Raw genomic sequence first — 25,337 nt, 5'->3', positions numbered from 1 at the left:
GCTCACCTGCGCGACCGCTCCCCACAGGGCTGAGGAGAGCAGATGTCGACCACCGAGCAGCGCGTAGCGATCGTGACGGGGGCGGCGCGCGGCATCGGCGCCGCCACCGCAGTGCGCCTGGCCGCCGAGGGCCGCGCCGTGGCCGTGCTGGACCTCGACGAGACCGCGTGCAAGGACACCGTCGAGCAGATCACCAAGGCGGGCGGCCGGGCCGTCGCCGTCGGCGCCGACGTCTCCGACGAGGAGCAGGTCGCGGCCGCGGTCGCACGCGTCGCCGAGGAGCTCGGGGCGCCGACGATCCTCGTCAACAACGCGGGCGTGCTCCGCGACAACCTGCTGTTCAAGATGAGCGCGGCCGACTGGGACACGGTCATGAACGTGCACCTGCGCGGCGCCTTCCTGATGACCCGCGCCGTCCAGAAGCACATGGTGGACGCGAAGTTCGGCCGCGTGGTCAACCTGTCCTCGTCGTCCGCCCTCGGCAACCGCGGCCAGGCCAACTACTCCGCCGCCAAGGCCGGCCTGCAGGGCTTCACCAAGACCCTCGCGCACGAGCTCGGCAAGTTCGGCGTCACCGCCAACGCCGTCGCCCCCGGCTTCATCGCCACCGACATGACCGCCGCCACCGCCGCCCGCATCGGCATGGGCTTCGAGGAGTTCCAGGCCGCGGCCGCCACCCAGATCCCCGTGCAGCGCGTCGGCAACCCGGACGACGTCGCCAACGCCATCGCCTTCTTCACCGGCGACGCCGCGGGCTTTGTCTCCGGCCAGGTGCTGTACGTGGCCGGCGGACCGCTCGACTGACCCGCGACAGGAGACCCGCATCATGAGCACCCAGCCCGAAGACGGCCGCGTCGCGATCGTCACCGGCGCCAGCCGCGGCATCGGCTACGGCATCGCCGAGGCCCTGGTCGCCCGCGGCGACCGCGTCGTCATCACCGGCCGCAACGAGGAGGCGCTGAAGGAGGCCGTCGAACGGCTCGGCGCCGACCGGGCCCTCGGCGTGGCCGGCAAGGCCCACGACGAGGCGCACCAGGCCGAGGTCGTCGAGCGCACGATGGAGGCCTTCGGCCGCGTCGACTACCTCGCCAACAACGCCGGCACCAACCCGGTCTTCGGCCCCCTCGCCGAACTCGACCTCGGTGTCGCCCGCAAGGTCTTCGAGACCAACGTCATCTCCGCGCTCGGCTTCGCCCAGCAGACCTACCGGGCGTGGATGAAGGAGAACGGCGGCGCGATCGTCAACATCGCCTCCGTGGCGGGCATCAGCGCCTCCCCGTTCATCGGCGCGTACGGCATGAGCAAGGCCGCCATGGTCAACCTCACGCTGCAGCTCGCCTCCGAGATGGCCCCCGGCGTCCGCGCCAACGCCATCGCCCCGGCCGTGGTCAAGACCAGGTTCGCCTCGGCCCTGTACGAGGGCCGGGAGGAGCAGGCCGCGTCCGCGTACCCGCTGGGGCGGCTCGGCGTGCCCGAGGACATCGGCGGCGCCGCCGCCTTCCTGCTCTCGGACGCGGCGGCCTGGATCACCGGCCAGACGCTGGTCGTGGACGGCGGCATCTTCCTCAACGCGAGCGTCGGCGCCTGAGGCTTGCGCTCGTCCGCACTCCAACGTGCACAGTCCCTGGTGCCGGCCGCCGAGACGGCGGCCGGCACCAGGGACTTCCCGCATCCGAGGAGTGCGCACCATGCGATACCGCACACTGGCCGGCGGCGCCGGACCGAAGGTCAGCACCCTGTGCCTGGGCGCCCTGCCCTTCGGCACCACGGTCGACGAGGCGACCTCCTTCGCGATCCTCGACCGCTTCACGGAGGCCGGCGGCACCTTCGTCGACACCGCGAACAACTACGCCTGCTGGGTGGACGGCGCCACCGGCGACGAGAGTGAACTGCTGCTCGGCCGCTGGCTGCGCAGCCGCCGGGCGAGGGACCGGGTCGTGCTCGCCACCAAGGTCGGCGCCCGGCCCGACCCCGCGCGCGGCACGCGGTGGATCGGCGACGACGGCGACCTCGGCAACGCCGAGGGCCTGGCCGGGCACGTCGTCCGCGCGGGGCTGCGGGACAGCCTGCGCTGGCTCGGCACCGAGCGCGTGGACGTCCACTACGCCCACATCGACGACCCGCGGGTGCCGCTGGAGGAGACCGTCGAGGCCTTCGCCGGCCTCGTCGCCGACGGTTCGGCCGGCACGCTCGGCGTCAGCAACCACGCCACCGGCCGCATCGCCGAGGCCCGCCGGATCGCCGCCGAACGCGGGCTGCCCGGCTACCGGGTGGTGCAGCAGCGGCACACCTACCTGCGGCCGCGGCCGGGCGCGCGCTTCGGCGTGCAGCGGCACGCCGACGCCGGACTCCTCGCCTACGCGGGCGGGGCGGCCGACCTGGACGTAACGGCGTACTCCACGCTCGTCCACGGCGCCTGCACCCGGGGCGACAAGGAACTGCCCGAGCAGTACCGGCACGAGGGAACGCCGCGCCGGCTGCGCGTCCTGCGGGAGGTGGCGCGGGAGACCGGGGCCACCCCCCACCAGGTCGTGCCGGCCTGGCTGCTGGGCGGTGACGTGCCCGTCCTGCCGGTGCTCGGGGTCAGCAGTGTCGCCCAGCTCGACGAACTCCTGCCCGCGGCCGACCTGGTGCTCGCACCGGAGCTGCGCGCCCGGCTGGACGCCGCCTGACACCCGGCCGGGCGGATTGTCGGTGCGGGACGGTACGTTCGTCCCCAGTAACGGATCGCGTACCGGAGGTTCCCGTCGTGCCCATCACGCTGCCCGAGTCCTGGCAGGCCGTCCTCGGTGAGGAGCTGGAGAAGCCCTACTTCACCCAGCTCACCGAGTTCGTGGAGGAGGAGCGTGGGAAGCACAAGGTCTTCCCGCCGCGCGAGCAGGTCTTCGCGGCCCTGGAGGCCACTCCCTACGACAAGGTGAAGGTGCTGGTCCTCGGCCAAGACCCGTACCACGGCGAGGGCCAGGGGCACGGGCTGTGCTTCTCCGTGCAGCCAGGCGTCAGGACGCCGCCGTCGCTGCGGAACATCTTCAAGGAGATGAAGGAGGAGTACGGCTACCCGATCCCGGACAACGGCTACCTGATGCCGTGGGCCGAGCAGGGCGTGCTGCTGCTCAACGCGGTGCTGACGGTGCGCGAGGCCGAGGCCAACTCGCACAAGGGCAAGGGCTGGGAGAAGTTCACCGACGCGGTCATCAAGGCCGTCGCCGCCCGGCCCGAGCCGGCGGTCTTCGTCCTGTGGGGCAACTACGCCAAGAAGAAGCTGCCGCTGATCGACACCGAGCGGCACGCGGTCGTCCAGGGCGCCCACCCCTCGCCCCTGTCGGCCAAGCTCTTCCTCGGCAGCCGCCCCTTCACCCAGATCGACGAGGCGCTCAAGGCACAGGGCCACGACCCGGTGGACTGGCGCATCCCGAACCTGGGCGAGTGAGGACCGGCCCGGGCCGGACGGCGCACGGGGGTCGTCGCCCGGCCCGGGCCGAGGGGGTGCGCATGGAGTGGACGGGATGGACGGGGCCGCGCACGAGCAGGGCGCGCCGCCGGGCCGAAGCCGCGGCGTGGACGGCCGGGCTGCTGCTCGCCCTGGCGGTCGACGTCGGCTGATCCTGCGCTTCCTGGCGGCGGACGTGACACCGGCATCCGTCGCGTCCCCGAGCGCGGTGATCGGCACCTGGGCGACGGACGACGGGGAGGGCTCGATCCGGTTCGACCCCGACGGCCACTTCTCCGCCTCCCGGATGCCCGCCCAGGCCTTCACCCCGGGCCGGTGGACCGACGGGGCGAGGACCACGGAGGGCACGTGGACGTTCCACCACGGCTCCGTGGAGCTCGACGGTTCCTCTGAGCTGGGCGTCGTAGAGGACTGGCGCGACGACGTCCGGCTGTGCGTGCACTCCGGCGACCCGGGCGTGCGTTGCGACGAGTTGCTGCACCGGGTGCCGGAGTGACGCGTCAGTCGCCCGTGACGCCGTCGATGCGCTCGCGGATCAGGTCGGCGTGGCCGTTGTGGCGGGCGTACTCCTCGATCATGTGGACGTAGATCCAGCGCAGTGAGACCTCGTGCTTGCCGTGCCGCAGCCCGGTCTCGTCGAGCGACCGGCCGCGGGCCGCATCGCGGGCGTGCACGATCTGGGCGCGCCAGGTGGCGAACGCCTCGGCGGTGTCGGCCTTGTCGAGGTCGTGGAACTCACCGTCGGGATCCGCGTCGCTGCGGTAGAACGGCGAGATGTCCTCGCCGGCGAGGACATTGCGGAACCAGCCGCGTTCGACGTTGGCCATGTGCCGGACCAGGCCCAGCAGCGTGAGGTCGGACGGGGGTGCGGCGGCCGTGCGAAGCTGCTCGTCGTCCAGGCCGGCGCACTTCATCGCGAGGGTGTCGCGGTGGAAGTCCAGCCAGCTCTCCAGCATGGTGCGCTCGTCGGCGGTGCAGGGCGGGTCGGTGCGCTCCGGTGACGTCGTCATGCCGCCATGATGGCGGACCCCTCCGACAGCGTCGACGCGTCAGCCGCCGGCGTCGGCGTCGGCGCCGGCGCCGAGCATGCCCCGCAGCAGGTCACCCGCGCCCGCCCGCAACTCGGCCTCGGACGGCGGTGACACGGACCCGGCGCCTGCGACGGAGTGGAAGAGGACGCCGTCGCACCAGGCGATGAGGGACCGCGCGTGCCGCTCCGGCTCGGCGGAGCCCACGGCGCGCAGCATCGCCTCCAGTTGCTCGCGGAAGGCACGGCCGGCGGTGTCGTAGACCGTGCGCAACTCGGGGCGCCGGGTGGCCTCCAGGGCGAGCTCCAGCCGGGCGCGGGTGAGGTCGCGGGACTCGGTGACCGAGCGGTGCAGGAAGTACGCGAGCAGCGCGGCCAGCCCCTCGGGCCCGGGGGCGGGCGCCCGGCTCGCGGACGAGCCGGCGGCCTGCGACTCGCGGAGGGCCAGCCTGCGGACCGCCGCCTCCAGCAGGGCCGCCCGGGTCCTGGCGTGGTTGGACGTCGAGCCCTGCGGCAGACCGGCCGCCTCGTCGACCGCCCGGTGCGTCAGCCCCCGCATGCCGCGCTCCGCGAGCAGCGCGAGTGCGGTGTCGGCGATCAGCTCGGGCCGGGAGGTCTGCGCGGTGCTCATGACGGCAACCTACCGGTCCCCATCCGCGCTCCCGCCCCGCCGTACCTTCCGCCCCCGGTGCCCGGGACGCCTGCGGCAGCCGGGCCGGGTGCGGCTCTCTCCGGTGGAGCGTGCCGGGGGTGCCTGGCCGCGGCTCGTCGCGCACGGGGCAGGGCGGTCCCGGCGGGGGTCCTGGGAGGCGCCGTCGGCCGGCTTCGGGGTCACGGGGTGGTCTTGCGGCGGTCCGGGGCGGTCGTCGTCCTTCCTGTGCCCCCGCCTGGTCGGCGGGTCGTGCGGAGGGTTTCCGGTAGGCCTCCGGCGCTGGGGGTGGGGTGTGTAGGGGATCCGTCGCCGTGGGCGGTTCGGTGGAGCGTGCCGGGGTGTCCGGCCGGGGCCCGTCGCCCTGGGGCAGGGCGCCCCGGTGGCGGTCCTGGGAGGCGCCGTCGGCCGGCTTCGGGGTCACGGGGTGGTCTCGTGGCCGGTCCGGGGCGGTCCTCGTCCTGCCTGCGCCCCCGGCGGCGGGGCGTGTGCGGGATCCGTCGCCGTGGGCGGTCTCGTCCCGGGACGGAACCGCTTCCCGGGGTGCGTCTTCCTCCGGTCACTACAGGTGTAGTACAGTAGTGACTACACCTGTAGTAAGGGGAAGGGGAGCGGACGCCATGGGCCGTACACCGCCGCAGCCGCACGCCGTTGTCGTCGGGGCCGGGATCGGGGGACTGGCCGCCGCCGTGGCCTTGCGCAGGCGCGGCTGGCGGGTGACCGTCCTGGAGCGCGCGGCGGCGCTGGAACCGGTGGGCGCCGGGATCGGCATCGCGCCCAATGCCCTGCGGGCGCTGGACGTGCTCGGGGTCGGGGAGGCCGTGCGCGCCATGGCGGCCTTCCAGGGCGAGGGCGGGCTGCGCCGGCCCGACGGGCGCTGGCTGTCGCGGACCAGCGGTGAGGCCGCCGCCGAGCGCTTCGGGGGACCCGTGGTCATCGCCCACCGGGCGGAGCTGGTCGCCGTGCTCGCGGGCCTCCTGCCGGACGGCGCGCTGCGCACCGGGACCCGGGTGGTGTCCGCATCGCCCGAGGGGAAGGTCACCACTGAGGACGGGACGGTCGACGCCGATCTGGTGGTCGCCGCCGACGGGATCAACTCCGCCGTGCGCGCCGCGCTCTTCCCGGAGCATCCGGGGCCACGCTACAGCGGGTTCACCAGCTGGCGCACGGTCGTGCCGGCGCCCGCCGCGTACCTGCCGCACGAGACCTGGGGGCGCGGCCGGCTGTGGGGCACGGTGCCGCTCACCGGCGGCCGCGTCTACTGCTACGCCACCGCCGTGACCGCGCCCGGCGGCCGCGCCCCGGGCGGGGACGAACGGGCCGAGCTGCGGCGGCTGTTCGGCGACTGGCACCGGCCGATCCCCGAGCTGATCGACTCCGCCGCGCCCGGGACCGTGCTCCGCAACGACGTCCACCACCTCGCGCGCCCGCTGCCCGCCTTCCACCGGGGGCGCGTCGTCCTGCTCGGCGACGCCGCGCACGCCATGACGCCCAACCTCGGCCAGGGCGGCTGCCAGGCGCTGGAGGACGCCGTCGTCCTCGCCCACCTCGCGGCCCCCGACGCCGGGGAGGACGCCCTCGCGCGTGCCCTCGCCGCGTACACCGCGCAGCGGCTGCCCCGCACGACCGCGGTCGTGCGCCGCTCCTGGGGCGTCGGGCGGCTCACCACATGGTCGTCCCGGCCCGCCGTGGCGCTGCGCGACGCCCTGTTCGCCGGCGTCAACCGGGTCGGCCCGCGCCTGGCGCTGCGCAGCCTCGACGGGATCGCCGACTGGCGGCCGCCGACCGGCCCGTATGCTGCCGACGGCACAGGTCGGGCAGGGCAGGCGTAGGCGGGAGCGGCACATGGAACCCCTCAGGATCGGGGTCATCGGACTCGGCGACATCGCGCGCAAGGCGTACCTGCCGGTGCTGACGGCCCAGCCGGGGGTGGAACTCCACCTGCACACCCGCACCCGCGCGACCCTCGACACCGTCGGCGACACCCACCGCGTCCCGGCCCCGCACCGCCACGACACCCTCGACGCCCTGCTCGACCAGGGGCTCGACGGGGCGTTCGTGCACGCCCCGACCGAGACGCACGTCGAGATCACCGAACGCCTCATCGACGCGGGCGTCCCCGTCTACGTCGACAAACCGCTCGCCTACGACCTGGCCGGGGCCGAGCACCTGGTGCGCCGCGCCGAGGAGCGCGGCGTCGGGCTGACGGTCGGCTTCAACCGCCGCCACGCACCCGGTTACGTCCAGTGCGCCGACCACCCGCGCGACCTGGTGCTGATGCAGAAGAACCGCATCGGCCACCCGGACACCGCGCGCACCGTCGTCTTCGACGACTTCATCCACGTCGTCGACACCCTGCGCTTCCTCCTCCCGGGCCCCGTCGAGCACACCGACGTCCGGGCCCGGGTCCGCGGCGGGCTGCTGCACCACGTCACGCTGCAGCTGTCCGGCGACGGCTTCACCGCGATCGGCGTGATGAACCGCATGAGCGGCTCCAACGAGGAGGTCCTGGAGGTCATGGGCCACGACAGCAAGCGCCAGGTGTTCAACCTGGCCGAGGTCGTCGACCACAAGGGCCAGCCCACCGTCCGCCGGCGCGGCGACTGGGTGCCCGTCGCCCGCCAGCGCGGCATAGAGGGGATCGCCCTCGCGTTCCTCGACGCCGTCCGGCACGGCAAGCCCCTCGACGCCCGCGACGCGCTGCTCACCCACGAGCTGTGCGAGCGCGTCGTCACGGCCGTGACCGAGCAGACCTCCTGAGCGCCGCCTCGTACGCCCCCGCCCCGGCGAGCAGCAGGACGGCCAGCCGGGGCACCCAGTCGCCGAGCCGGTCGTACGGGCTGCGCCCCGAGGCCAGCGGCACGTCGTAGACCCGCGCCGTGCTGCTCGACGTGCCCAGCACCGGGCCGATCCGCTCGCCGCGGGCGTCGTCGACCACGCTGGTCCCGGTCAGCGTCGCGTGCACCATGGGCCGCCAGGACTCCGCCGAGCGCAACGCCGCCAGCGAGGCGTGCTGCGCGGGCGCCCAGCTCTCCTGGAACGAGGACGTGGAGGACTGCGCCACCAGCAACTGCGCCCCGTCGTCGGCGAGGTGCCGGCTCATGTCGGGGAACGCCGACTCGAAGCACACCAGCGGCCCGAGCCGTACCGCGCCCGCGTCCATCACCACCTGGTGGTCGCCGCGGATCCGGTCCTCGCCGGCCGCCCTGCCCACCGACGTGGCCCAGCCCAGCACGGTGCGGGCCGGTACGTACTCGCCGAAGGGCACCAGCCGCATCTTGTCGTAGCTGGGGCCCACCGGTCCGTCCGGGCCCATCAGCACCGAGGTCTTGGATATCCCGAGGCCGTCCGCCCGCCGGGCGTCCACGTTGACGAGGAGGTCGGCGCCGACGTCGCGGGACAGCGCGGCCAGCCGGTCCGCCAGGTCGGGGCGGGCCGAGAGGTCGAAGCCGACGCTGCTCTCCCCCCACACCACCAGGTCCACGCCCCGGCCCGCGAGCGTACGGGTCAGCTCCTCCCCCCGGTCGAAGCGCGGCTGCGGCCCGTCGACCACCCCCGGCTGCACCACCGCCACCCGCACCGACTCCCCGCTGCGGGACGGGACCGGCGCCCAGGCCCACACCGCCGTCGTCCCCACGGCCGCGGCCGCCAGCACCGACCCCGCGGCCGCCCGGCCGGAGGGCACCGCGAGCAGCGCCGCCAGCGCCGTGTTGACGGCCACCACCAGGAAGCTGACAAGCCACACGCCCCCGATCGACGCCAGCCGCAGCGCCGGCGTCACCTGCCACTGGCTCGCGCCCAGCAGCCCCCACGGCCCGCCCAGGTACTCCCACGACCGCACCAGTTCGACCAGCAGCCAGGCGCACGGCACCAGCACCGCCGCCGCCACCACCGAGCGGCCGTCCGGGGTGCCCCCGAGCAGCCGGCGCACCAGCCACCCCCACGGCGCCCACAGGGCCCCCAGCAGCAGGGCTATCAGCACGATGAAGATGTGCAGGCTCGGGATCAGCCAGTGGTGCACGGCCACCATGAAGCCGGCCCCGCCCAGCCATCCGTCCAGCGCGGCCCGCCGCCCGGTCGGCGCGGCACGCGCCAGCAGCATCCACGGCACCAGGGCGACGTACGCCAGCCACCACAGCGCGGGCGCGGGGAACGCCAGCGCGGGGAGCGCCCCCGCCGCCATGGCCGCCGTGCCGCGTGTCCAGGGCGAGGCGCGCCGGGGGGAGGCCGTCAGCGGCCCGTCGACCTTCACCGTCACCTGCGCCACTCCTCACGCTCGCCTGGCCTCAGTCTCGTTCGTCCGGACGGCCTTGCCCAGAGGGCGACAGCGCGTGAGCCGGCGGCCCCGTGCCGTGCGCGCCGCACCGCCGCCGCGCACGCCGGTTGAGAGCGCCCCGGCGGAGGACCATGCTGAGGGGGACGGCCATGAGGGCGAGGACGTACCCATGGGAAGGCGCACCGGCCACGGCGAGCACGGGGGAGGGGACGAGCGCCACGGGCCGACGCCGCCCGCGGCCGCGGCCGTCGCTGCCGGGGACACCGGAGTGCTCACCGCCTGGGGCGAGGACGCCCGCCGCCTGCTCGGCTGGTCCTCCGCCGAGGTGCTCGGCCGGCCCGCCGTCGGCCTCCGCGCCGACCCGCTGCCCTTCGCCGCACTCCGCCGGATCGCCGCCGGGCGGTCCTGGACGGGCTCACCGCCAACGCCGCGATGGAGCGGCTGGTCGGCAGGAGGGTGGCGGAGGTGCGCGGACTGCGGCTGCGCGAGTTCATGCCCGGAGCGGCCTTCGAGGAGTTCGACCGCGTCCAGGAAGCGGTCATGAGGAACGGCCGAGACCGCGCGCCTGGAGAGCCTGGGCCGTCCGCCCGGCGACGACCGCGACCACGCCTACGCGATGCTCGTCTTCCCGCTGCGGGACGGATCGGGGCAGGTCACCGGGGTGTCCGCCGCGGTGTACGAGACGACCGAGCAGTTCCACGCCCGGCGCCGGCTGGACATCGTCAACGAGGCGAGCACCTGCATCGGCACCACCCTGGACATCACCCGCACCGCGCAGGAACTCGCCGACGTCTCCGTACGCCGCTTCGCCGACATGGTCAGCGTCGACCTGCTGGACTCCGTCGTCCGCGGCGAGGAGCCCGGCCCCCTGCCCGCCACCGGCGACCTCGCCTTCCGCCGCGTCGCCCAGCAGTCCGTACTGCCCGGCTGCCCCGAGGCCGCCGCGCAGATCGGCGAGCTGGACACGGTGCCCGACTACACACCGGCCGCCCGCGCCCTCGTCACCGGGCGGGGGTCACTGCACCGCACCCACGAGCCGGAGATCCGGCGCTGGACGGAGTACGACCGCGCCCGCGGCAAGAGCGTCGTCGACTACGGCGTGCACTCACTGATGGTCGTCCCGCTGTGCGCCCGCGGCACCACCCTGGGCCTGGCGATCTTCATCCGGCACCGCACCCCCGACGCCTTCCACGCCGACGACCTGATGCTCGCCGAGGAGATCGCCGCCCGGGCCGCCGTCTGCGTGGACAACGCCCGCCGCTACTCCAGGGAACGCTCCACCGCCCTCACCCTGCAGCGCAGCATGCTCCCGCGGCGCTCGCCGCGGCAGGCCGCCGTCGAGGTCGCCTCCCGCTACCTGCCGGCCGGCTCCCGGGCGGGCGTGGGCGGCGACTGGTTCGACGTGATCCCGCTCAGCGGCGCCCGGGTGGCGCTCGTCGTGGGCGACGTCGTCGCCCACGGGGTGCACGCCTCGGCGACGATGGGGCGGCTGCGCACGGCGGTCCGCACCCTCGCCGACGTCGACCTGGCGCCCGACGAACTCCTCACCCAGCTCGACGACGTGGTGGTGCGCCTCGACATGGAGGAGGGGCAGGACGGCGCCGGCGCCTCCGACCAGTCCGCCGGGGAGGTCGGCGCGACCTGCCTGTACGCGGTCTACGACCCCGTCTCCCGGCGCTGCACCATGGCACGCGCCGGCCACCCGCCGCCCGCCGTCGTACTGCCCGGCGGCCGGGCCGAGTTCCCCGAAATGCCCGCCGGCCCACCGCTGGGACTGGGCGGGCTGCCCTTCGAGTCGGCGGAGCTCGAACTGCCCGAGGGCAGCCTGCTGGCCCTCTACACCGACGGCCTCATCGAATCCGCCGGGCACGACGTCGACGCGGGACTCGCGCTGCTCGCCCGGACGCTCATCCGGCCCGCCGGGAGCCTGGAGGAGCTCTGCGACAACGTGCTGTACGGGCTGCTGCCGGACCGGCCCGGCGACGACATCGCCCTGCTCGTCGCCCGCACCCGGGCGCTCGACGCCCGCCAGGTCGCCACCTGGGAGGTGCCCGACGACCCGGCCGTCGTCGCCGACGCCCGCAGGAGGGCCGCGGACCAACTCCGGAGGTGGGGGCTCGGGGACGTCGTGTTCCTCACCGAACTCGTCGTCAGCGAACTGGTCACCAACGCCATCCGCTACGCCGGCGGCGGCCCCATACAGCTCCGGCTGATCCGCGACGCCACCCTGATCTGCGAGGTCTCCGACACCAGCAGCACCGCCCCGCACCTGCGCCGCGCCCGCATCCTCGACGAGGGCGGCCGCGGCCTGCTGCTCGTCGCCCAGCTCACCCAGCGGTGGGGCTCCCGCCAGACCCCCACGGGCAAGACGATCTGGGCCGAGCAGGAACTCCCCTGACCCCGGCCTCGACGCGGTGCCCGGCCCGGGCCCGGGTGTGGGTGGCGTCGTGCGCGGGGCGGTGCGGGCTGGGCCGGCGGCCGGTCTCGGTGCGTGCGGGTTCGGAGCGGTGTGCGGCCCGTGGGGTGGTTCCGTGGTGCCCGCGCCTGACGGCGCCGGGCGCCGGCGTTGCCACGGTTCCGGCTGGGGTCTGCGCCCGGCGTCGGTGCCTGACGCCGGGCGAGCGGCGGCCGGGTCGTACGGGGCCGGCCCGTGATGCGGCGCCGCTCAAGAAGCGCCGCGCAGTTCATCCGATCGTGGCATGGACTGATCGGCTCGAAGCGGTGCGCCGGACTGTGCGGCGCTCGATGCGAGCTGCGGCGTGCCGCCCGCCCGTGATCCGGCGCCGCTCAGGGAGGGCCGTGCAGTTCATCCGATCGTGTCATCGGCAGGCCCCGGCGGCCCGCCGGACGTGACGCGGCCCCGCGCGTCGCGCGGGGCCGCGTTCGGGGATGGGGAGGGGCGTCAGCCGCGGGGCCAGCCGCCGTGGCGGGTGCCGCCCCATTGGGTGCCGGTCCAGCCGGAGTCGTTGCCGGCGCGGTGGCGGCCGCTGTGGTGTCCCTGCTCGCCCGAGCGGTGGGCGGCGATGGCGCGGGACACGGCCTCCTGCCACTCGTCGCTGTCCCAGCTGCCGCTGACGCGGGCGTGGCGGCCCGGGGTGGGGGTGTCGTCCGGGGTGTCGGTCCGGGCGGCGTCGCGCGTGCCGGATCCCGTGCCCGTGCCCTGAGTCGTGGCGGTGCCCGTACCCGTGCCCGTCGACGCGGCCTTCGTGACCACCTCGTTGCCGGCCTGCGGGGACTCCGCGGCGACGGCGGCGCCCGCGGCGGTCGGCACGATGACGTCCTCGACGACCCCGTCCGGCACGGTGCTGGCCGGTTCCTGGGCGGCCTCCGCGACGCCCCCCGCGCCGCCGTGCGGCATGAGCATGGACAGCCCCGCGACCGCGCCGGTCGCGGTCAGCACGGCCGTGCCCAGGGAGCCGCGGCCGGGCCCCCGGCGCTGCCCGCGGTGACGGGCGCCGACGACCTCCCCGCTGATGACCCTGACCTCCGCGGCCTCACCGGCCTCCACCGGCTGCGGCCGGGGTATCACCTCGGTGGGATCCAGCGCACCGGGGTCCAGGTGGTTCGGTGCCTCGGCGGGCAGGGGGAGAGAATCGGCCATGGCTGCGATCATTCACATCCGGCGGCCCGATGTCCAGTTCTCCCGAAGATCCAACTGTCTGTTCATGGTGCGGTATTGACGGAGAAACCGGGTGGAACCGTCCCGTCGGCGTTCGCACCCCGGCGCCCCGGGGCGCACACTGGTCGCATGCCGGAGCTGCCCGAAGTCGAGGCCCTGGCCGGGTTCCTCTCCGGCCGGATGGCCGGGCACGCCGTCGGCAGGGTCCTGCCGGTGGCGGTGAGCGTCCTGAAGACCTACGACCCGCCGCTGGACGCGCTGCACGGGCGCACCGTGACCTCCGTCGGCCGGCGCGGCAAGTTCCTGGTGTTCACCACCGACGGCGGCGACGGCCCGTACCTCGCGGTCCACCTGGCCAGGGGCGGCTGGCTGCGCTGGAAGGACGACCTGCCCACGGCGCCGCCCCGCCCGGGCAAGGGCCCGCTGGCGCTGCGGCTGCTGATGGCCGAACCGGAGGGCGCCGGCTTCGACCTGACGGAGGCGGGTACGCAGAAGCGGCTGGCCGTGTACTGCGTCCGGGACCTCCAGGACGTCGCGGGCATCGCCCGCCTCGGCCCCGAACCGCTCGACCCCGCCTTCACCCGCGAGGTCTTCGCCGGCCTGCTCTCCGGCGAACGCCGCCGCATCAAGGGCGTCCTGCGCGACCAGGGCGTCATCGCCGGTGTCGGCAACGCCTATTCGGACGAGGTGCTGCACGCGGCGAAGATGTCGCCGTACGCGCTCGCCGCGAACCTCTCCGAGGAGGAGGTCAGCCGGTTGTACGAAGCGCTGCGCACCACCCTCCAGGACGCCGTCGAGCGCTCCCGCGGCCTCGCGGCGGGCGATCTGAAGGGCGAGAAGAAGACCGGGCTGAGGGTGCACGGGCGGACCGGCGAAGCGTGCCCCGTCTGCGGGGACACCATCCGCGAGGTCTCCTTCAGCGACTCCTCCCTGCAGTACTGCCCGACCTGCCAGACGGGTGGGAAGCCGCTCGCCGACCGCAGGATGTCGCGGCTGCTGAAGTAGCCGCCCGGCGGGCGGTGGCCCAGGATGGCTGATGACCCTTCCCCGACCCGGAGCCACGCCGACATGCGCATCGCGATCTTCGGAGCCACCGGCCATGTGGGACGCGAACTCGTCACGCAGGCGCTCGACGCGGGCCACGAGGTCACCGCCCTGGCCCGCGACCCCGCCGCCCTCACCCCGCACGAACGGCTGACGGTGGTGCCCGGCGACGTCCGGGACGCCGAGGCCGTCGGGCGGGTCGTCGCGGGCGCCGACGGGGTGCTCAGCGCCCTGGGCACCCGTCCCCCGCGCGGCGGGACCGTCTGCGCCGACGGGATGCGGCGGATCCTCCCCGCCATGCGGGCGCTCGGCGTACGGCGGCTGGTGGCCGTCGGCGCGTACGGGTGCGGGCCCGGCAGGCGCGGCGCGTACCGGGTCGCGACCTCGCTGCTCATCCCGGCCCTCATGCGGGACAAGGACCGGCAGGAGGAGGTCATCCGCGCCGAGGGCGACCTGTGGACGATCGTGCGGCCCGCGGTGATCACCGGCGGCCGCTACTCCGGTGTCTACCGCACCGGCTCCGACCTGCGGCTGGGCCTCGGATCCCGGGTGAGCCGGGCCGACCTCGCCGACTTCATGCTCCGCGCGCTCGGCTCCGAGGACTGCGTGCGGCAGGCCGTGGCCATCGCCTCCTGACCCGCGTTCCGCCCCGCCTCCCGACCGCCCGTACGGCCCACCGCGGGCGGCGCGGCCCGCGGCGGGCGCCGAGACTGGCCGTACGCGCCCCCACCGCCCCGCACCACGCCCGGAAGGACCCCGCCCCATGCCCAACAGCCGCCGCAAGGACCTCGGACTGCTCGCGCTGCGCCTCGGGGCCGGCGCGGTGCTCGTCGCGCACGGCTCCCAGAAGCTCTTCGGGTGGTTCGGCGGTCACGGCCTGGAGGGCACGGGCGAGGCGATGGAGTCCATGGGCTTCCGGCCCGGCCGGCGCAGCGCGCTCGCCTCGGGCCTCGCCGAGGCGGGCGGCGGCACCCTGCTGGCGCTCGGCCTGGCCACCCCGGCCGCCGGCGCGGCCGCCGCCGGCGGGATGGCCGGCGCCGTCTCCGTGCACCTGCCGGCCGGTTTCTTCTCCGCCTCGGGCGGCTTCGAGTTCCCGGCGTTCCTGGGCTTCACGGCGGCCGCGATCGGTGTCGCCGGACCCGGCCGCTACTCCCTGGACCACGTGACCGGCGACGTACTGGACTGCCCCTGGACGGTCGCGGCCTGTTTCGCGGCCAGCGCCGTCGCCGCCGCGGTGGTCATCTCCCGCCGCAACGCGGCCGTACGCGCCGACATGGCGGCCGAGTTGCCAGAGGCCTGACCGGACGGTGGACGCGGCGTCGCGGTGCGCGCGGGCAGCGGCCGCACGGAACGCGCCAACCGGGAGGCCCTGGACCGGCTGCGGATCGTGCCGCGCATGCTGCGCGACGTGTCCGCGCGCGACCTGTCCGTGGAGGTCCTCGGCCGTACGCTGGCCGCCCCGCTCGCGCTGGGCCCGGTCGGGGTGCTGTCCATCGTGCACCCCGACGCCGAGCGCGCGGCCGCCCGTGCCGCCGCGGCGCAGGGCGTGCCGTTCGTGCTCTCCTCGGCGTCCAGCACGCCCATGGAGGAGGTCGCCGAGGCCATGGGCGACGCGGAACGCTGGTTCCAGCTGTACTGGGCCAAGGACCGCGAGGTGACGCGCAGTTTCCTGGGCCGCGCCAAGGCCGCCGGCTACACCGCGCTGTTCGTCACCCTCGACACCCCGCTGCTCGCCTGGCGGCCGCGCGACCTGGACCAGGCGTACCTGCCCTTCCTGAAGGGCATCGGCACCGCCAACTACTTCACCGACCCCGCGTTCCTCGCGGGGCTGGCCAAGCCCGTCGAACAGGACCTGAACGCCGCCGTCCTGCACTTCGTCGGCATGTTCTCGGACCCCGCCAAGACCTGGCCCGACCTCGCCTTCCTGCGCGAGAACTGGGACGGCCCCATCGTCCTCAAGGGCGTGCAGCACCCCGACGACGCCCGTCTGGCCGCCGACGCCGGCATGGACGGCGTCGTCGTCTCCAACCACGGCGGCCGCCAGGTCAACGGCGCCATCGGCGCCGCCGACGCCCTTCCCGCGGTGGCCCGTGCCGTCGGTGACCGCCTCGCCGTCCTCTTCGACAGCGGCGTCCGCACCGGTGACGACGTCCTCAAGGCCCTCGCCCTCGGGGCCTCCGCCGTCCTTCTCGGCCGTCCCTACGCCTACGGCCTCGGCCTCGACGGCCAGGCGGGCGTCGAGCACGTCATCCGCTGCCTGCTGGCCGAGTTCGACCTCACCCTCGCCCTGTCGGGCCACTCCCGGCCGGGGGATCTGGGTCCGCAGTCGTTGCAGCAGGTGCCGTAGGTGGCGGAACGTCAGGCAGGCGCCGTCGCGCCGGCCTCCGCCGGCTTGCGGACGCGGAAGGCGAACTGCCCGCAGTACGTCAGCTTGCGGAGGTTCGCGAGGGCGGCGCCGCGCTTCGTGCGCCGCGCCCAGGTGTCGATCTCGGCGTTCAGGGGTGACGTCTCGTCCCAGTAGCGGCCGTACTCGGACGGGCGGCCGTGGTACGAGCGCATGATGAGGGTCACCCCGTCCAGCGAGGGCCGGATCTCCTCCAAAGCGAGCCCGGCCTCCTCGACCAGCACCCGGAAACCGTACGGCGTGTAGTTCCAGAGGCTGAAGGAGTGGTACGGCTCGAACTGCGAGGTGCTGCCGATGAAGACGGCGCCCGGCCGGAGCACCCGGCCGATCTCGGCCAGCAGTTCCCGGGGGCGCGAGACGTGCTCGAACACCTGGTGCGAGTAGATCAGCGGGACCGCGCCGGTGCGGAAGGGCAGCCGGACGCCGTCGTAGTGGAGGACCGGGTCGCCGCCGGCGGTGCGCTGCCGCGCCTCGGGGGAGTCGCTGATGTCGACGCCCACCCAGCGCACCTGCGGGTCGTGCCGGCGGAAGAGCGCGGCCGAGGTGCCGCGGCCGCACCCGAGGTCCACCACCCGGTCCGGTGCCTGGGCGGAGGCCATGACCTCGTCGAGGTAGAAGCGCGACGTGACCTGGCGGGCGTGGTCGTCGGGGATGCAGTCGCGCATGAGCTCCCACAGGGTTGCCATGGAACCGATGCTACGGACGGGCCCCGGACCGGGACGGGCGGCGCGCGGCCGGGCCCGCGTCCGCACCACCGTCCGGGCGCCGGGACTCGCGCGATGCGGACCGGAAGCGACCGCAAGGCGCGCGAGCATGACGGTATGACGACGACATTCCGCGGTCTGGCCACCATCCGCTACCACGCGGAGGACCTGGCGGCCGCGAAGGCCTGGTACACCGAACTGCTCGGCGTCGAGCCCTACTTCGACACACCGGACTACATCGAGTTCCGCCTCGGCGACCACAGCCAGGAGCTGGGCGTCTCCCGTACGCCCTCCGCGCCCGCCGGCGTGGTCGCCTACTGGCACGTCGACGACGTCGAGGCGGTCTGGGGGCGCCTGATCTCCCTGGGGGCCCGCCCGCACGAGGCTCCGCGCGACCACGGCCACGGCTTCGTGGCGGGCGCGGCCGTCGACCCCTTCGGGAACCTGCTCGGCGTGATGTACAACCCGCACTTCGTCGAGATGACCGAAGCGCGCGGCGCCGCCGTCCCCGGCGTCACCCGTGCACCAGCCGGAGGGTGAACCACACGGTCTTGCCGTCGCTGGACGGCCGGGTGCCCCAGCCCGCGGCCAGCGCCTCCACCAGCAGCAGGCCGCGCCCCGACTCGTCGCCCAGCTCGGCCGGACGGCGCTGCGGGATGTGCGTGCTGTGGTCGGTCACCTCGACGGTGATCTCCCGCTCGGTACGGTGCAGTCGCAGCCGCAGCGGCCCCTGGGCGTGCCGCACGGCGTTGGTGAGGACCTCCGAGGCCAGCAGGCAGGCGGCGTCCGAGACCCCCGCGCAGCCCCACTGCGCCAGGGTCTCGCGGACGAAGCCGCGCCCTTCGGCGACCGCCGAGGGGACGGCCGTCACCTCCATGGCCGTCGCGGCGAGGGGTGCCTCGGGGAGCCGGGCCAGCAGCAGTGTGACGTCGTCGGCGTGGCCGTCGGCGTCGGGGCGGAGCGAGGCCAGCACCATGTCCGCGGCCTCCTCCAGCCCGGGGGAGCGGGCGAAGGAGGTGCGCAGCTCCGCGCCGAGCCGGCGCAGCTGCTCGTCGATGTCGGAGCGCGGCGTCTCGACCAGCCCGTCGGTGTACAGCACGAGCGTCGACCCGGCCGGAACCGGCAGGCACACCTGCTGGTGCGGCACCTCGCCGACGCCGAGCGGCACGCTGATCGGCGCGGGCAGTTCGCGGACGGCGGCGCCCGGGCCCGGGTCCACCAGCAGGACCGGCAGATGTCCCGCCGAGCAGACCGTCACCTCGCCCGCGTCGGGGTCCACCACCAGGTAGCAGCAGGTGACGAGCTGGTCGGGGAGGTCCGTGACGAAGGCGTCGAGCGCCTGCATCAACTGCCGCGGCGGTATCCCGGTCTTGGCCAGGGCGCGGGCCGCCGACCGCAGCTGCCCCATCACCGCGGCGGCCTCCAGGCCGCGTCCCATCACGTCGCCGATGAGCACGCCCACCTGACCGCCGCCCAGCGGGATGAGGTCGAACCAGTCGCCGCCGACCCCGGCACCCTGCGTGGCGGGGAAGTAGCGGCTGGCGGTGCGCATGCCGGGCGGTTCGGCGGGCGACCCCATGAGGCTGCGCTGCAGGGTCAGCGCGATGTGCCGCTGCTGCCGGTACAGCTCCGTCAGCTCCTCCTCGGCGCGCCGGAGGTCGGCGATGTCGCGCACGATGGAGCAGGCGCCCACGATGGCCCCGTCGCGGCCGCGGATCGGCCAGAGGGTCACGTCGACGTCCAGCAGCCGCCCGGTGCTGGTCACCCGCAGCGTCTCGAAGTGCTCCACCCGCTCCCCGCGGGCGAGGCGTTCCAGCAGGGCCGCGATCTCCTCCTTCAGGTGCGCGGGGGCCAGCATGGACACGTGCCGGCCGATGGCCTCCCCCGCCGAGTAGCCGTACAGCCGCTGCGCGGCGGCGTTCCAGTAGGTGATCCGGCCGTCGAGGGTCTTGGCGAGGATCGCGTCCTGGGACGACTCGACGAGCACCGCCAGCTCGTTGATGCGCTCCTCCGCCGCCTTGCGCTCGCTGACGTCGCGGACCGCCGCGGAGATCAGCAGGCCGTCGGCGGTCTGCAGCGGACTGAGGCTGATCTCGACCGGGAACTCCCGGCCGTCCTTGCGCAACCCGTACAGCTCCAAGCCGGCGCCCATCGGCCGCACCTGCTGGTTGTCCGCGTAGCCGTGCCGGTAGGCGGGGTGGTGGCCGCGGAAGCGGTCGGGGACCAGCACCTCGACGGGGCGGCCCAGCAGCTCCTGCCGGGTGTGGCCGAACAGGGACTCCGTCTGGGCGTTGACCAGTCTGATGACGCCGGTGCCGTCCACGATGACCATGGCGTCCGGGGCCGCCTCGAGCAGCGCGCGGAACATCTCCCCGGCGGCCGGGTCATCGACCGCCGGGGCCGCCGTGTCGGTGCGGGTCTCGTGCATCGTCGTCCCCCTGTCCTTCGCGGCGTCCTCACGGGGCCGGTTCCGGGAACGTAGGGCCTGGCGGCCCGCCGTGCCGGGGATGCGCCGAAAGCGGTCCGGTTCGCCCGGATCCGCTCAATCCGTGATCTTCCCTGCCTCCTCCTACGGCACGCGCACTCCACATCAGGGCCCGGGTCGGACATCGCGCCGGCGTCCGGACGGCCCCGAAGAGGCCCCGTCCGGCCCTAGCGGTCCGTCACCGGGAATGCCGAGTCTGGGAAGGAGAGGTCTCCCGTACCCGATGTCCCGGAGGAAGCCGTGCACGACGAGGAGCTCCGCACCCTCGACGCCCATTGGCGCGCCGCGAACTACCTGGCCGTCGGCCAGATCTACCTGATGGCCAATCCGCTCCTGACCGAGCCGCTCCGCCCCGAGCACATCAAGCCACGGCTGCTCGGCCACTGGGGCACCTCGCCCGGCCTGAACCTCGTCCACACCCACCTCAACCGGGTGATCAAGGCCCGCGGGCAGCGGGCACTCGCCGTCTGGGGACCGGGGCACGGCGGCCCGGCCGTCCTCGCGAACTCGTGGCTGGAGGGCACGTACTCGCGGACCTACCCCGACGTCCCGCGCGACGCGGAGGGCATGCACCGGCTGTTCCGGCAGTTCTCCTTCCCCGGGGGCGTGCCGAGCCACGTCGCACCGGAGACCCCCGGCTCGATCCACGAGGGCGGTGAGCTGGGCTACTCGCTCTCGCACGCCTACGGCGCCGCCTTCGACCACCCCGGGCTCGTCGTCACCTGCGTCATCGGCGACGGCGAGGCCGAGACCGGCCCGCTCGCCGCGTCCTGGCACTCCAACAAGTTCCTCGACCCCGTCCACGACGGGGCCGTCCTGCCCGTCCTGCACCTGAACGGCTACAAGATCGCCAACCCGGCCGTGCTCGCCCGGATCCCGGAGAGCGAGCTCGACGAACTGCTGCGCGGCTACGGCCACGAGCCGCTGCACGTCACCGGGGACGAACCACGGGCCGTGCACGCGGCGATGGCCGAGGCGATGGACACCGCCCTGGACCGCATCGCGGAGATCCAGGGCGCCGCCCGCGAGGGCGGGGGGCGCGACGGCGGGGGGCGCGGGCGTCCGCGCTGGCCCGTGATCGTGCTGCGCACCCCCAAGGGGTGGACCGGGCCGGCCGAGGTCGACGGCCTGCCCGTGGAGGGCACCTGGCGCGCCCACCAGGTGCCGTTGGCCGCGGTCCGCGACAACCCGCAGCACCTGCGGCAGCTCGAGGAGTGGATGCGCTCCTACCGGCCGCAGGAGCTGTTCGACGAGCACGGCGCGCCCACCGCACAGGTGCTGGCCTGCGTCCCCGAGGGCGACCTGCGGCTCGGTGCCACCCCGTACGCCAACGGCGGGCTGCTGCTGCGCGACCTGCCCGTGCCGCCGCTGGAGCGGTTCGCCGTCGAGGTCGACAAGCCCGGTTCGACCCTGCACGAGCCGACCCGGGTCCTCGGCGGCCTGCTGGAACGCGTCATGGCCGACACCGCCGGACGCCGCGACTTCCGGCTCGTCGGCCCCGACGAGACCGCCTCCAACCGGCTCCAGGCCGTCTACGAGGCCAGCGGCAAGGCATGGCAGGCCGAGGTCCTCCCCGTCGACGAACACCTCGACCGGCACGGCCGCGTCATGGAGATCCTCTCCGAGCACACCTGCCAGGGCTGGCTGGAGGGCTACCTCCTCACCGGCAGGCACGGGCTGTTCTCCTGCTACGAGGCCTTCGTCCACATCGTCGACTCGATGGTCAACCAGCACGTCAAGTGGCTGCGCACCACCCGGAAACTGGCCTGGCGCAGGCCCATCGCCTCGCTGAACTACCTGCTCACCTCGCACGTGTGGCGGCAGGACCACAACGGCTTCTCCCACCAGGACCCCGGCTTCATCGACCACATCCTCAACAAGGCGCCCGAGGTCGTACGCGTCTACCTGCCGCCGGACACCAACACCCTGCTGTCGACCGCCGAACACGTGCTGCACAGCCGCGACTACGTCAACGTCGTCGTCGCCGGCAAGCAGCCCTGCTTCGACTGGCTCGACCTCGACACCGCCCGCGCCCACTGCGCCCGCGGCGCCGGCGTGTGGCAGTGGGCGGGGACGGAGGACGGCACCCGCGAGCCGGACGTCGTCCTCGCCTGCGCGGGGGACGTGCCCACCCAGGAGGTGCTGGCCGCCGCCTCGCTGATCCGCCGTCACTTGCCGGAGCTGGCGGTGCGGGTGGTCAACGTGGTCGACCTGGCCCGGCTGCTGCCCAAGGACGAGCACCCGCACGGCATGGCCGACCCGGACTACGACGCGCTCTTCACCCGCGACAAGCCGGTGATCTTCGCGTACCACGGCTACCCGTGGCTCATCCACCGCCTCGCCTACCGCCGTGCCGGCCACCCCCACCTGCACGTGCGCGGCTACAAGGAGATCGGGACCACGACCACGCCCTTCGACATGGTCGTCCGCAACGACCTCGACCGCTTCCGGCTGGTCATGGACGTCATCGACCGGGTGCCGGGACTCGCGGTCCGGGCCGCGCCCGTGCGGCAACTGATGGAGGACGCACGGCTGCGGCACCACGCGTGGATCCGCGAGCACGGCACGGACCTGCCGGAGGTCGCCGACTGGACGTGGCCCGGGCGCTGACCGGCCTGCCGGCGGCCGGTCCTACGGCGTGCCGCCCGCGGCCGACGCGGGCGGCACGTCCTGCTCCGCCTCCCCGAACCGGGCCAGGGCCAGCGCGCCCGCGATCGACAGCGCGAAGCCGAGCACGGCGAGCGGGGCCCGGTCGTGCCGCGTGGAGTCCCCCAGCCACACCACGCCGAAGAGCGCGGGCCACAGCGACTCGGTGATGACCATCGCCGCCGTCGCCGCGGTGACCGAGCCCGCGGCGAGGGCGTCGACGAGGAAGACGAAGCCGGTGACGCCCGAGATGACGACGGCGTACGTCGCCGGGTCCGCGAGCAGCTCGCCCGGCGCGAACCCGATCAGCATCCGCACCGCCACCGCCACGACGCCGAACGCGAGTCCGGCCACGGCGCCGAGCACCGCCGCCCGGCTCCGCTTCGCACGGCGCTCCACGACCCGCCCGGCGACCGCCAGGACCACGGCCGTCACGAGGATCGCCAGCCGCAGCGGCGGGTCGCCCTCGCTCCCGCCGTCCCGGCCCGCGGAGACGGCCAGCACCGCGAGTCCGAGGCACACCGCGCCGACGGCCGTCCACTCCGCCGCGCGCAGCCGCACCTTCAGCAGCACCGCCGCCACGACCGCGGTGACGGCGAGGGAGGACGCCAGCGCCGCCTCGACCACGAACAGCGCGACGGACCGCAGCGCGACCAGCTCCGCCGCGAAACCCAGCGCGTCCATCCCGACACCCGCGACGAACGGCCAGCAGCGCAGCGCCCGCACCAGCGTCCGCGCCCCCGCGCACGGCGCCCCCGGCGCGGCCGCGGCGGCCCGGCGCGCGCCCATGGCCTGGAGCACCGTCGCGGTGCCCATCAGCACGGCGGCACACAGCGCGAACGCGATACCCGGTCCCATGCACGGACCGTAACCGCCCAGGGCGGCCGCCCGGTACGACCGCCACGCGTCACATCCCCGCACCGCGCCCGGCGGGCCGCTCCGCGGTGGCGTCGGCCCCCTGCGGCCCCGGTGCCCCGCACGAGCGCCCGGTCCCGACGCAGAACGACACGCGGGTCCCGAACGCCTCGACCCGCTTCTCCGTTGCGCGCTCTGCCGGACCGCCGCCTTCGGTGGGCCTCATGGCGGGTTCCCCGGTGCCTCTCGGGTGCGCGGACGGGACGCTGGGGAGCGCGGTGGTGCGCGCGTGACGTCTCAGCCGCCGCCCGCCTGGGCGCCGAAGGCCACCAGCAGTACGGCGACGCCGACCGTCAGCCAGGCGACGGAGTCGCCGGGCAGTCCCGAGTGCAGCCGGCGCAGCGGCACCACGGCCGTACGGGTCACCGCGGAGGCGGCGGTGCGGGCGCGCCGCGCCAGGGCGCCGGAGGCAGCCGGGCCCCACACGGCGGCCGCCGCCAACGCGGCGGCGGCGGCCGTGGACAGCAGACCCAGCAGCACGCCCTCCGGGGTCCATCCGGCCTCCGGCGGGACCCCGGTGGGCGCGGCCGCCCCCGGCGGGCCGAGCGTCGCGGCCGCGTAGCCGGCGTGGTCGGTGAACCCCGTCGCGGAACGGGCCAGGGAGGCGCCCACCGCGGGCACGAGGCCGACCGCGAGGCTGCCGAGCAGCAGCAGCGCCGGGACGGCGACCATCATCACCGGCACGACCCGGCGCGGCCCGCGGATCTCCGGCTCCTCGCCCTCGCCGCTGGTCTCCGGCCCGCCGGGGTGGGCCGGGGGAAGCGGCCCGGCACCGCGGAAGACGCGCAGCGCGGCACGCAGCACGGCGCCGCCGGTCACCGCCGAGGCCACGAGGTACACGGCGGGCAGCCACCCCAGCCAGTGCGCCGCCGCGTCCTCCGCCAGCGCCTTCCCCAGCCCCGTCCCGAACGGCGGCAGCCCCGCGAGCACCAGCCCGGCCAGCAGGAAGAGCGCGCCCGGCAGCACCAGTTCGCGGGCCTTTCCGTGCAGCCCGCGCTCGTCGACCGAGCCGTACCGGTCCAGCAGCACCCCGCTCAGGCCGAACAGGGCGGCCTTGGCCCCGGCGTGTCCGGCGACGTACACGGCGGTTCCCGCCGTGCCCAGCGGGGTGAGCGTGGCGACGCCCACCAGGAACAGGCCCACGTGCGAGACGGTGGAGAAGGCCAGCAGCCGCTTGAGGTGCCGCTGCTGCCAGCACATCACCGCCCCCACCAGCGCCGTCAGCACCCCGAAGGCCGTCAGGGTGTCGCGCAGCGCGTGCGGCGGGATGCCGCCGGGTCCGGAGAACACCGCCCAGTAGACGCGGGTGACCCCGTAGACGCCCAGTTCGACCATCACGCCCGACAGCAGCATGCACACCGGGGTCGGCGCGACGGCGTGCGCGTCGGGCAGCCACAGGTGGAAGGGCACCATCGCGGCCTTCACCAGCAGCCCCGTCACGACCAGCACGAAACCGCACACCACCAGGGCGTCCGGCCCGTCGTTCCGGGCCAGTTCGCGGCCGATCGCGGCGAAGCCCAGCTCGCCCGTGCGCGCGTACAGCAGGCCGATGCCCATCAGGGAGGCGTACGCGCCGAGCGAGTTGACCAGGCCGAAGGTCAGCGCGCCCTGCAGCGGCCGGGGGTCCTCGATGCGGTAGCCGGTCAGGGCGTACGCGACCACGCCCATCAGCTCGAAGAAGACGAAGGCGTCGAAGAGGTCCCCGGTGAGGGCGAAGCCGCACATGCCCGCCTCGAAGAGCAGCAGCAGTGCGGGGAAGTTGCCCGCGTGGTCGCCGCCCGGCTCGGCGTAGTAGCGCCACGAGTACACGACCACCGCCAGCACCAGGACCGCGGCGAGCAGCGCGATCCCGCCGCCCACCCGGTCCGCGGCGAGGACGACGCCGACGCCGTGGCCGCCCGGGGCCTGCGGCCGCCAGCCGCCGAGCCACGCCACGGACAGCCCGTCGCCCGCCCGCGTCCACAGCGCCGCCACGACCAGCACCTCCGCCGCGGCGCAGACCGTCGCCAGCAGGTCGCAGCCCAGCCGCGGCAGCCATCGGCCGCACACGGCCAGCAGGACCGCGCCGAGCAGCGGAACGGCGACGGCCAGCGGCAGCAGGGCGTCCGGCCCCACGG

At 74.9% G+C, this 25,337-nt stretch carries 20 protein-coding genes and 2 pseudogenes; 14 read left to right on the top strand and 8 right to left on the bottom strand.

Going from position 1 to position 25,337, the window contains the following annotated elements; all coding sequences use genetic code 11:
- Nucleotides 1-42: 42 nt before the first annotated feature.
- The 5 genes from fabG to ACFZAU_RS19575 all read left to right on the top strand — a co-directional run bounded on the left by fabG (nucleotide 43) and on the right by ACFZAU_RS19575 (nucleotide 3,947).
- A complete protein-coding gene (gene fabG, locus ACFZAU_RS19595; protein ID WP_018558636.1) occupies nucleotides 43-804 on the top strand; it encodes a 3-oxoacyl-ACP reductase FabG in 762 nt (253 codons plus the stop codon).
- Nucleotides 805-826: 22 nt separating this feature from the next.
- Nucleotides 827-1,588, top strand: a complete 762-nt coding sequence (locus ACFZAU_RS19590) for an SDR family oxidoreductase (protein WP_499600865.1) — start codon at nucleotides 827-829, stop codon at nucleotides 1,586-1,588.
- A 100-nt stretch (nucleotides 1,589-1,688) separates the two neighbouring features.
- Nucleotides 1,689-2,672: an aldo/keto reductase gene (locus ACFZAU_RS19585; RefSeq protein ID WP_500553196.1), complete on the top strand. Its 984-nt coding sequence runs from the start codon at nucleotides 1,689-1,691 to the stop codon at nucleotides 2,670-2,672.
- Between the two features lie 77 nt (nucleotides 2,673-2,749).
- Nucleotides 2,750-3,430 carry a uracil-DNA glycosylase gene (locus ACFZAU_RS19580; RefSeq protein ID WP_500466169.1) on the top strand — a complete coding sequence of 227 codons (681 nt, stop codon included), beginning with the start codon at nucleotides 2,750-2,752 and terminating at the stop codon, nucleotides 3,428-3,430.
- A 196-nt stretch (nucleotides 3,431-3,626) separates the two neighbouring features.
- The gene (locus ACFZAU_RS19575) at nucleotides 3,627-3,947 is read left to right on the top strand and encodes a hypothetical protein (RefSeq protein ID WP_500553195.1); all 321 of its coding nucleotides are present in this window, start codon (nucleotides 3,627-3,629) and stop codon (nucleotides 3,945-3,947) included.
- A 4-nt stretch (nucleotides 3,948-3,951) separates the two neighbouring features.
- On the opposite strand, the gene ACFZAU_RS19570 is transcribed toward ACFZAU_RS19575, so the two are convergent.
- Nucleotides 3,952-4,461 carry a DinB family protein gene (locus ACFZAU_RS19570; protein ID WP_500553194.1) on the bottom strand — a complete coding sequence of 170 codons (510 nt, stop codon included), beginning with the start codon at nucleotides 4,459-4,461 and terminating at the stop codon, nucleotides 3,952-3,954.
- Between the two features lie 39 nt (nucleotides 4,462-4,500).
- Entirely contained in the window at nucleotides 4,501-5,109 is a 609-nt protein-coding gene (locus ACFZAU_RS19565) for a TetR/AcrR family transcriptional regulator (protein WP_500553193.1), read from the bottom strand.
- 638 nt (nucleotides 5,110-5,747) lie between these two features.
- On the opposite strand from ACFZAU_RS19565, the gene ACFZAU_RS19560 reads away from it, so the two are divergent.
- Complete coding sequence (locus ACFZAU_RS19560) at nucleotides 5,748-6,959, top strand: FAD-dependent monooxygenase (protein WP_500553192.1); 1,212 nt, start codon at nucleotides 5,748-5,750, stop codon at nucleotides 6,957-6,959.
- A gap of 13 nt (nucleotides 6,960-6,972) precedes the next feature.
- Nucleotides 6,973-7,887, top strand: a complete 915-nt coding sequence (locus ACFZAU_RS19555) for a Gfo/Idh/MocA family protein (protein WP_500466174.1) — start codon at nucleotides 6,973-6,975, stop codon at nucleotides 7,885-7,887.
- On the opposite strand, the gene lnt is transcribed toward ACFZAU_RS19555, so the two are convergent.
- Nucleotides 7,859-9,310, bottom strand: a complete 1,452-nt coding sequence (gene lnt, locus ACFZAU_RS19550; RefSeq protein ID WP_500553252.1) for an apolipoprotein N-acyltransferase — start codon at nucleotides 9,308-9,310, stop codon at nucleotides 7,859-7,861. The two genes, ACFZAU_RS19555 and lnt, sit on opposite strands and share 29 nt — an antisense overlap.
- Before the next feature lie 709 nt (nucleotides 9,311-10,019).
- On the opposite strand from lnt, the gene ACFZAU_RS19545 reads away from it, so the two are divergent.
- On the top strand, nucleotides 10,020-11,801 hold the full coding sequence (locus ACFZAU_RS19545; RefSeq protein ID WP_500553191.1) for an ATP-binding SpoIIE family protein phosphatase: 1,782 nt from the start codon (nucleotides 10,020-10,022) through the stop codon (nucleotides 11,799-11,801).
- 504 nt (nucleotides 11,802-12,305) lie between these two features.
- Here the strand turns inward: ACFZAU_RS19545 and ACFZAU_RS19540 are convergent.
- Nucleotides 12,306-13,004 carry a hypothetical protein gene (locus ACFZAU_RS19540; protein ID WP_500553190.1) on the bottom strand — a complete coding sequence of 233 codons (699 nt, stop codon included), beginning with the start codon at nucleotides 13,002-13,004 and terminating at the stop codon, nucleotides 12,306-12,308.
- Nucleotides 13,005-13,151: 147 nt separating this feature from the next.
- Here ACFZAU_RS19540 and ACFZAU_RS19535 point away from each other — a divergent pair, with 147 nt between their 5' ends.
- The 4 genes and pseudogenes from ACFZAU_RS19535 to ACFZAU_RS19520 form a co-directional block, all read left to right on the top strand.
- Nucleotides 13,152-14,027 carry an Fpg/Nei family DNA glycosylase gene (locus ACFZAU_RS19535; RefSeq protein WP_500553189.1) on the top strand — a complete coding sequence of 292 codons (876 nt, stop codon included), beginning with the start codon at nucleotides 13,152-13,154 and terminating at the stop codon, nucleotides 14,025-14,027.
- A gap of 63 nt (nucleotides 14,028-14,090) precedes the next feature.
- Complete coding sequence (locus ACFZAU_RS19530) at nucleotides 14,091-14,702, top strand: NAD(P)-dependent oxidoreductase (RefSeq protein WP_500553188.1); 612 nt, start codon at nucleotides 14,091-14,093, stop codon at nucleotides 14,700-14,702.
- 127 nt (nucleotides 14,703-14,829) lie between these two features.
- A complete protein-coding gene (locus ACFZAU_RS19525) occupies nucleotides 14,830-15,366 on the top strand; it encodes a DoxX family protein (protein ID WP_500553187.1) in 537 nt (178 codons plus the stop codon).
- 18 nt (nucleotides 15,367-15,384) lie between these two features.
- A pseudogene (locus tag ACFZAU_RS19520) lies at nucleotides 15,385-16,413 on the top strand (alpha-hydroxy-acid oxidizing protein); the annotation flags it as partial.
- A gap of 11 nt (nucleotides 16,414-16,424) precedes the next feature.
- Here the strand turns inward: ACFZAU_RS19520 and ACFZAU_RS19515 are convergent.
- The gene (locus tag ACFZAU_RS19515; RefSeq protein ID WP_500553186.1) at nucleotides 16,425-17,156 is read right to left on the bottom strand and encodes a class I SAM-dependent methyltransferase; all 732 of its coding nucleotides are present in this window, start codon (nucleotides 17,154-17,156) and stop codon (nucleotides 16,425-16,427) included.
- 135 nt (nucleotides 17,157-17,291) lie between these two features.
- Here ACFZAU_RS19515 and ACFZAU_RS19510 point away from each other — a divergent pair, with 135 nt between their 5' ends.
- Nucleotides 17,292-17,714 (top strand): VOC family protein, encoded by a 423-nt coding sequence (locus ACFZAU_RS19510; protein ID WP_500553185.1) that lies wholly within the window; start codon nucleotides 17,292-17,294, stop codon nucleotides 17,712-17,714.
- Here ACFZAU_RS19510 and ACFZAU_RS19505 read toward each other — a convergent pair.
- Entirely contained in the window at nucleotides 17,689-19,602 is a 1,914-nt protein-coding gene (locus ACFZAU_RS19505; protein WP_500553184.1) for a PAS domain S-box protein, read from the bottom strand. The genes ACFZAU_RS19510 and ACFZAU_RS19505 overlap by 26 nt on opposite strands.
- A 288-nt stretch (nucleotides 19,603-19,890) precedes the next feature.
- Here ACFZAU_RS19505 and ACFZAU_RS19500 point away from each other — a divergent pair.
- Nucleotides 19,891-22,269, top strand: a pseudogene (locus ACFZAU_RS19500) (phosphoketolase family protein); the annotation flags it as partial.
- Between the two features lie 21 nt (nucleotides 22,270-22,290).
- On the opposite strand, the gene ACFZAU_RS19495 reads toward ACFZAU_RS19500, so the two are convergent.
- The gene (locus ACFZAU_RS19495) at nucleotides 22,291-23,163 is read right to left on the bottom strand and encodes a DMT family protein (RefSeq protein WP_500553183.1); all 873 of its coding nucleotides are present in this window, start codon (nucleotides 23,161-23,163) and stop codon (nucleotides 22,291-22,293) included.
- A 294-nt stretch (nucleotides 23,164-23,457) separates the two neighbouring features.
- Complete coding sequence (locus tag ACFZAU_RS19490; protein ID WP_500553182.1) at nucleotides 23,458-25,335, bottom strand: complex I subunit 5 family protein; 1,878 nt, start codon at nucleotides 25,333-25,335, stop codon at nucleotides 23,458-23,460.
- Nucleotides 25,336-25,337: the final 2 nt, after the last annotated feature.

Origin of the sequence: Streptomyces sp. NPDC008238, assembly GCF_042956445.1 — a bacterium.
GTDB lineage: Bacteria > Actinomycetota > Actinomycetes > Streptomycetales > Streptomycetaceae > Actinacidiphila.
Note: the sequence above shows the minus strand (reverse complement) of the source record. Positions and strands in the feature narration are given on the sequence as shown.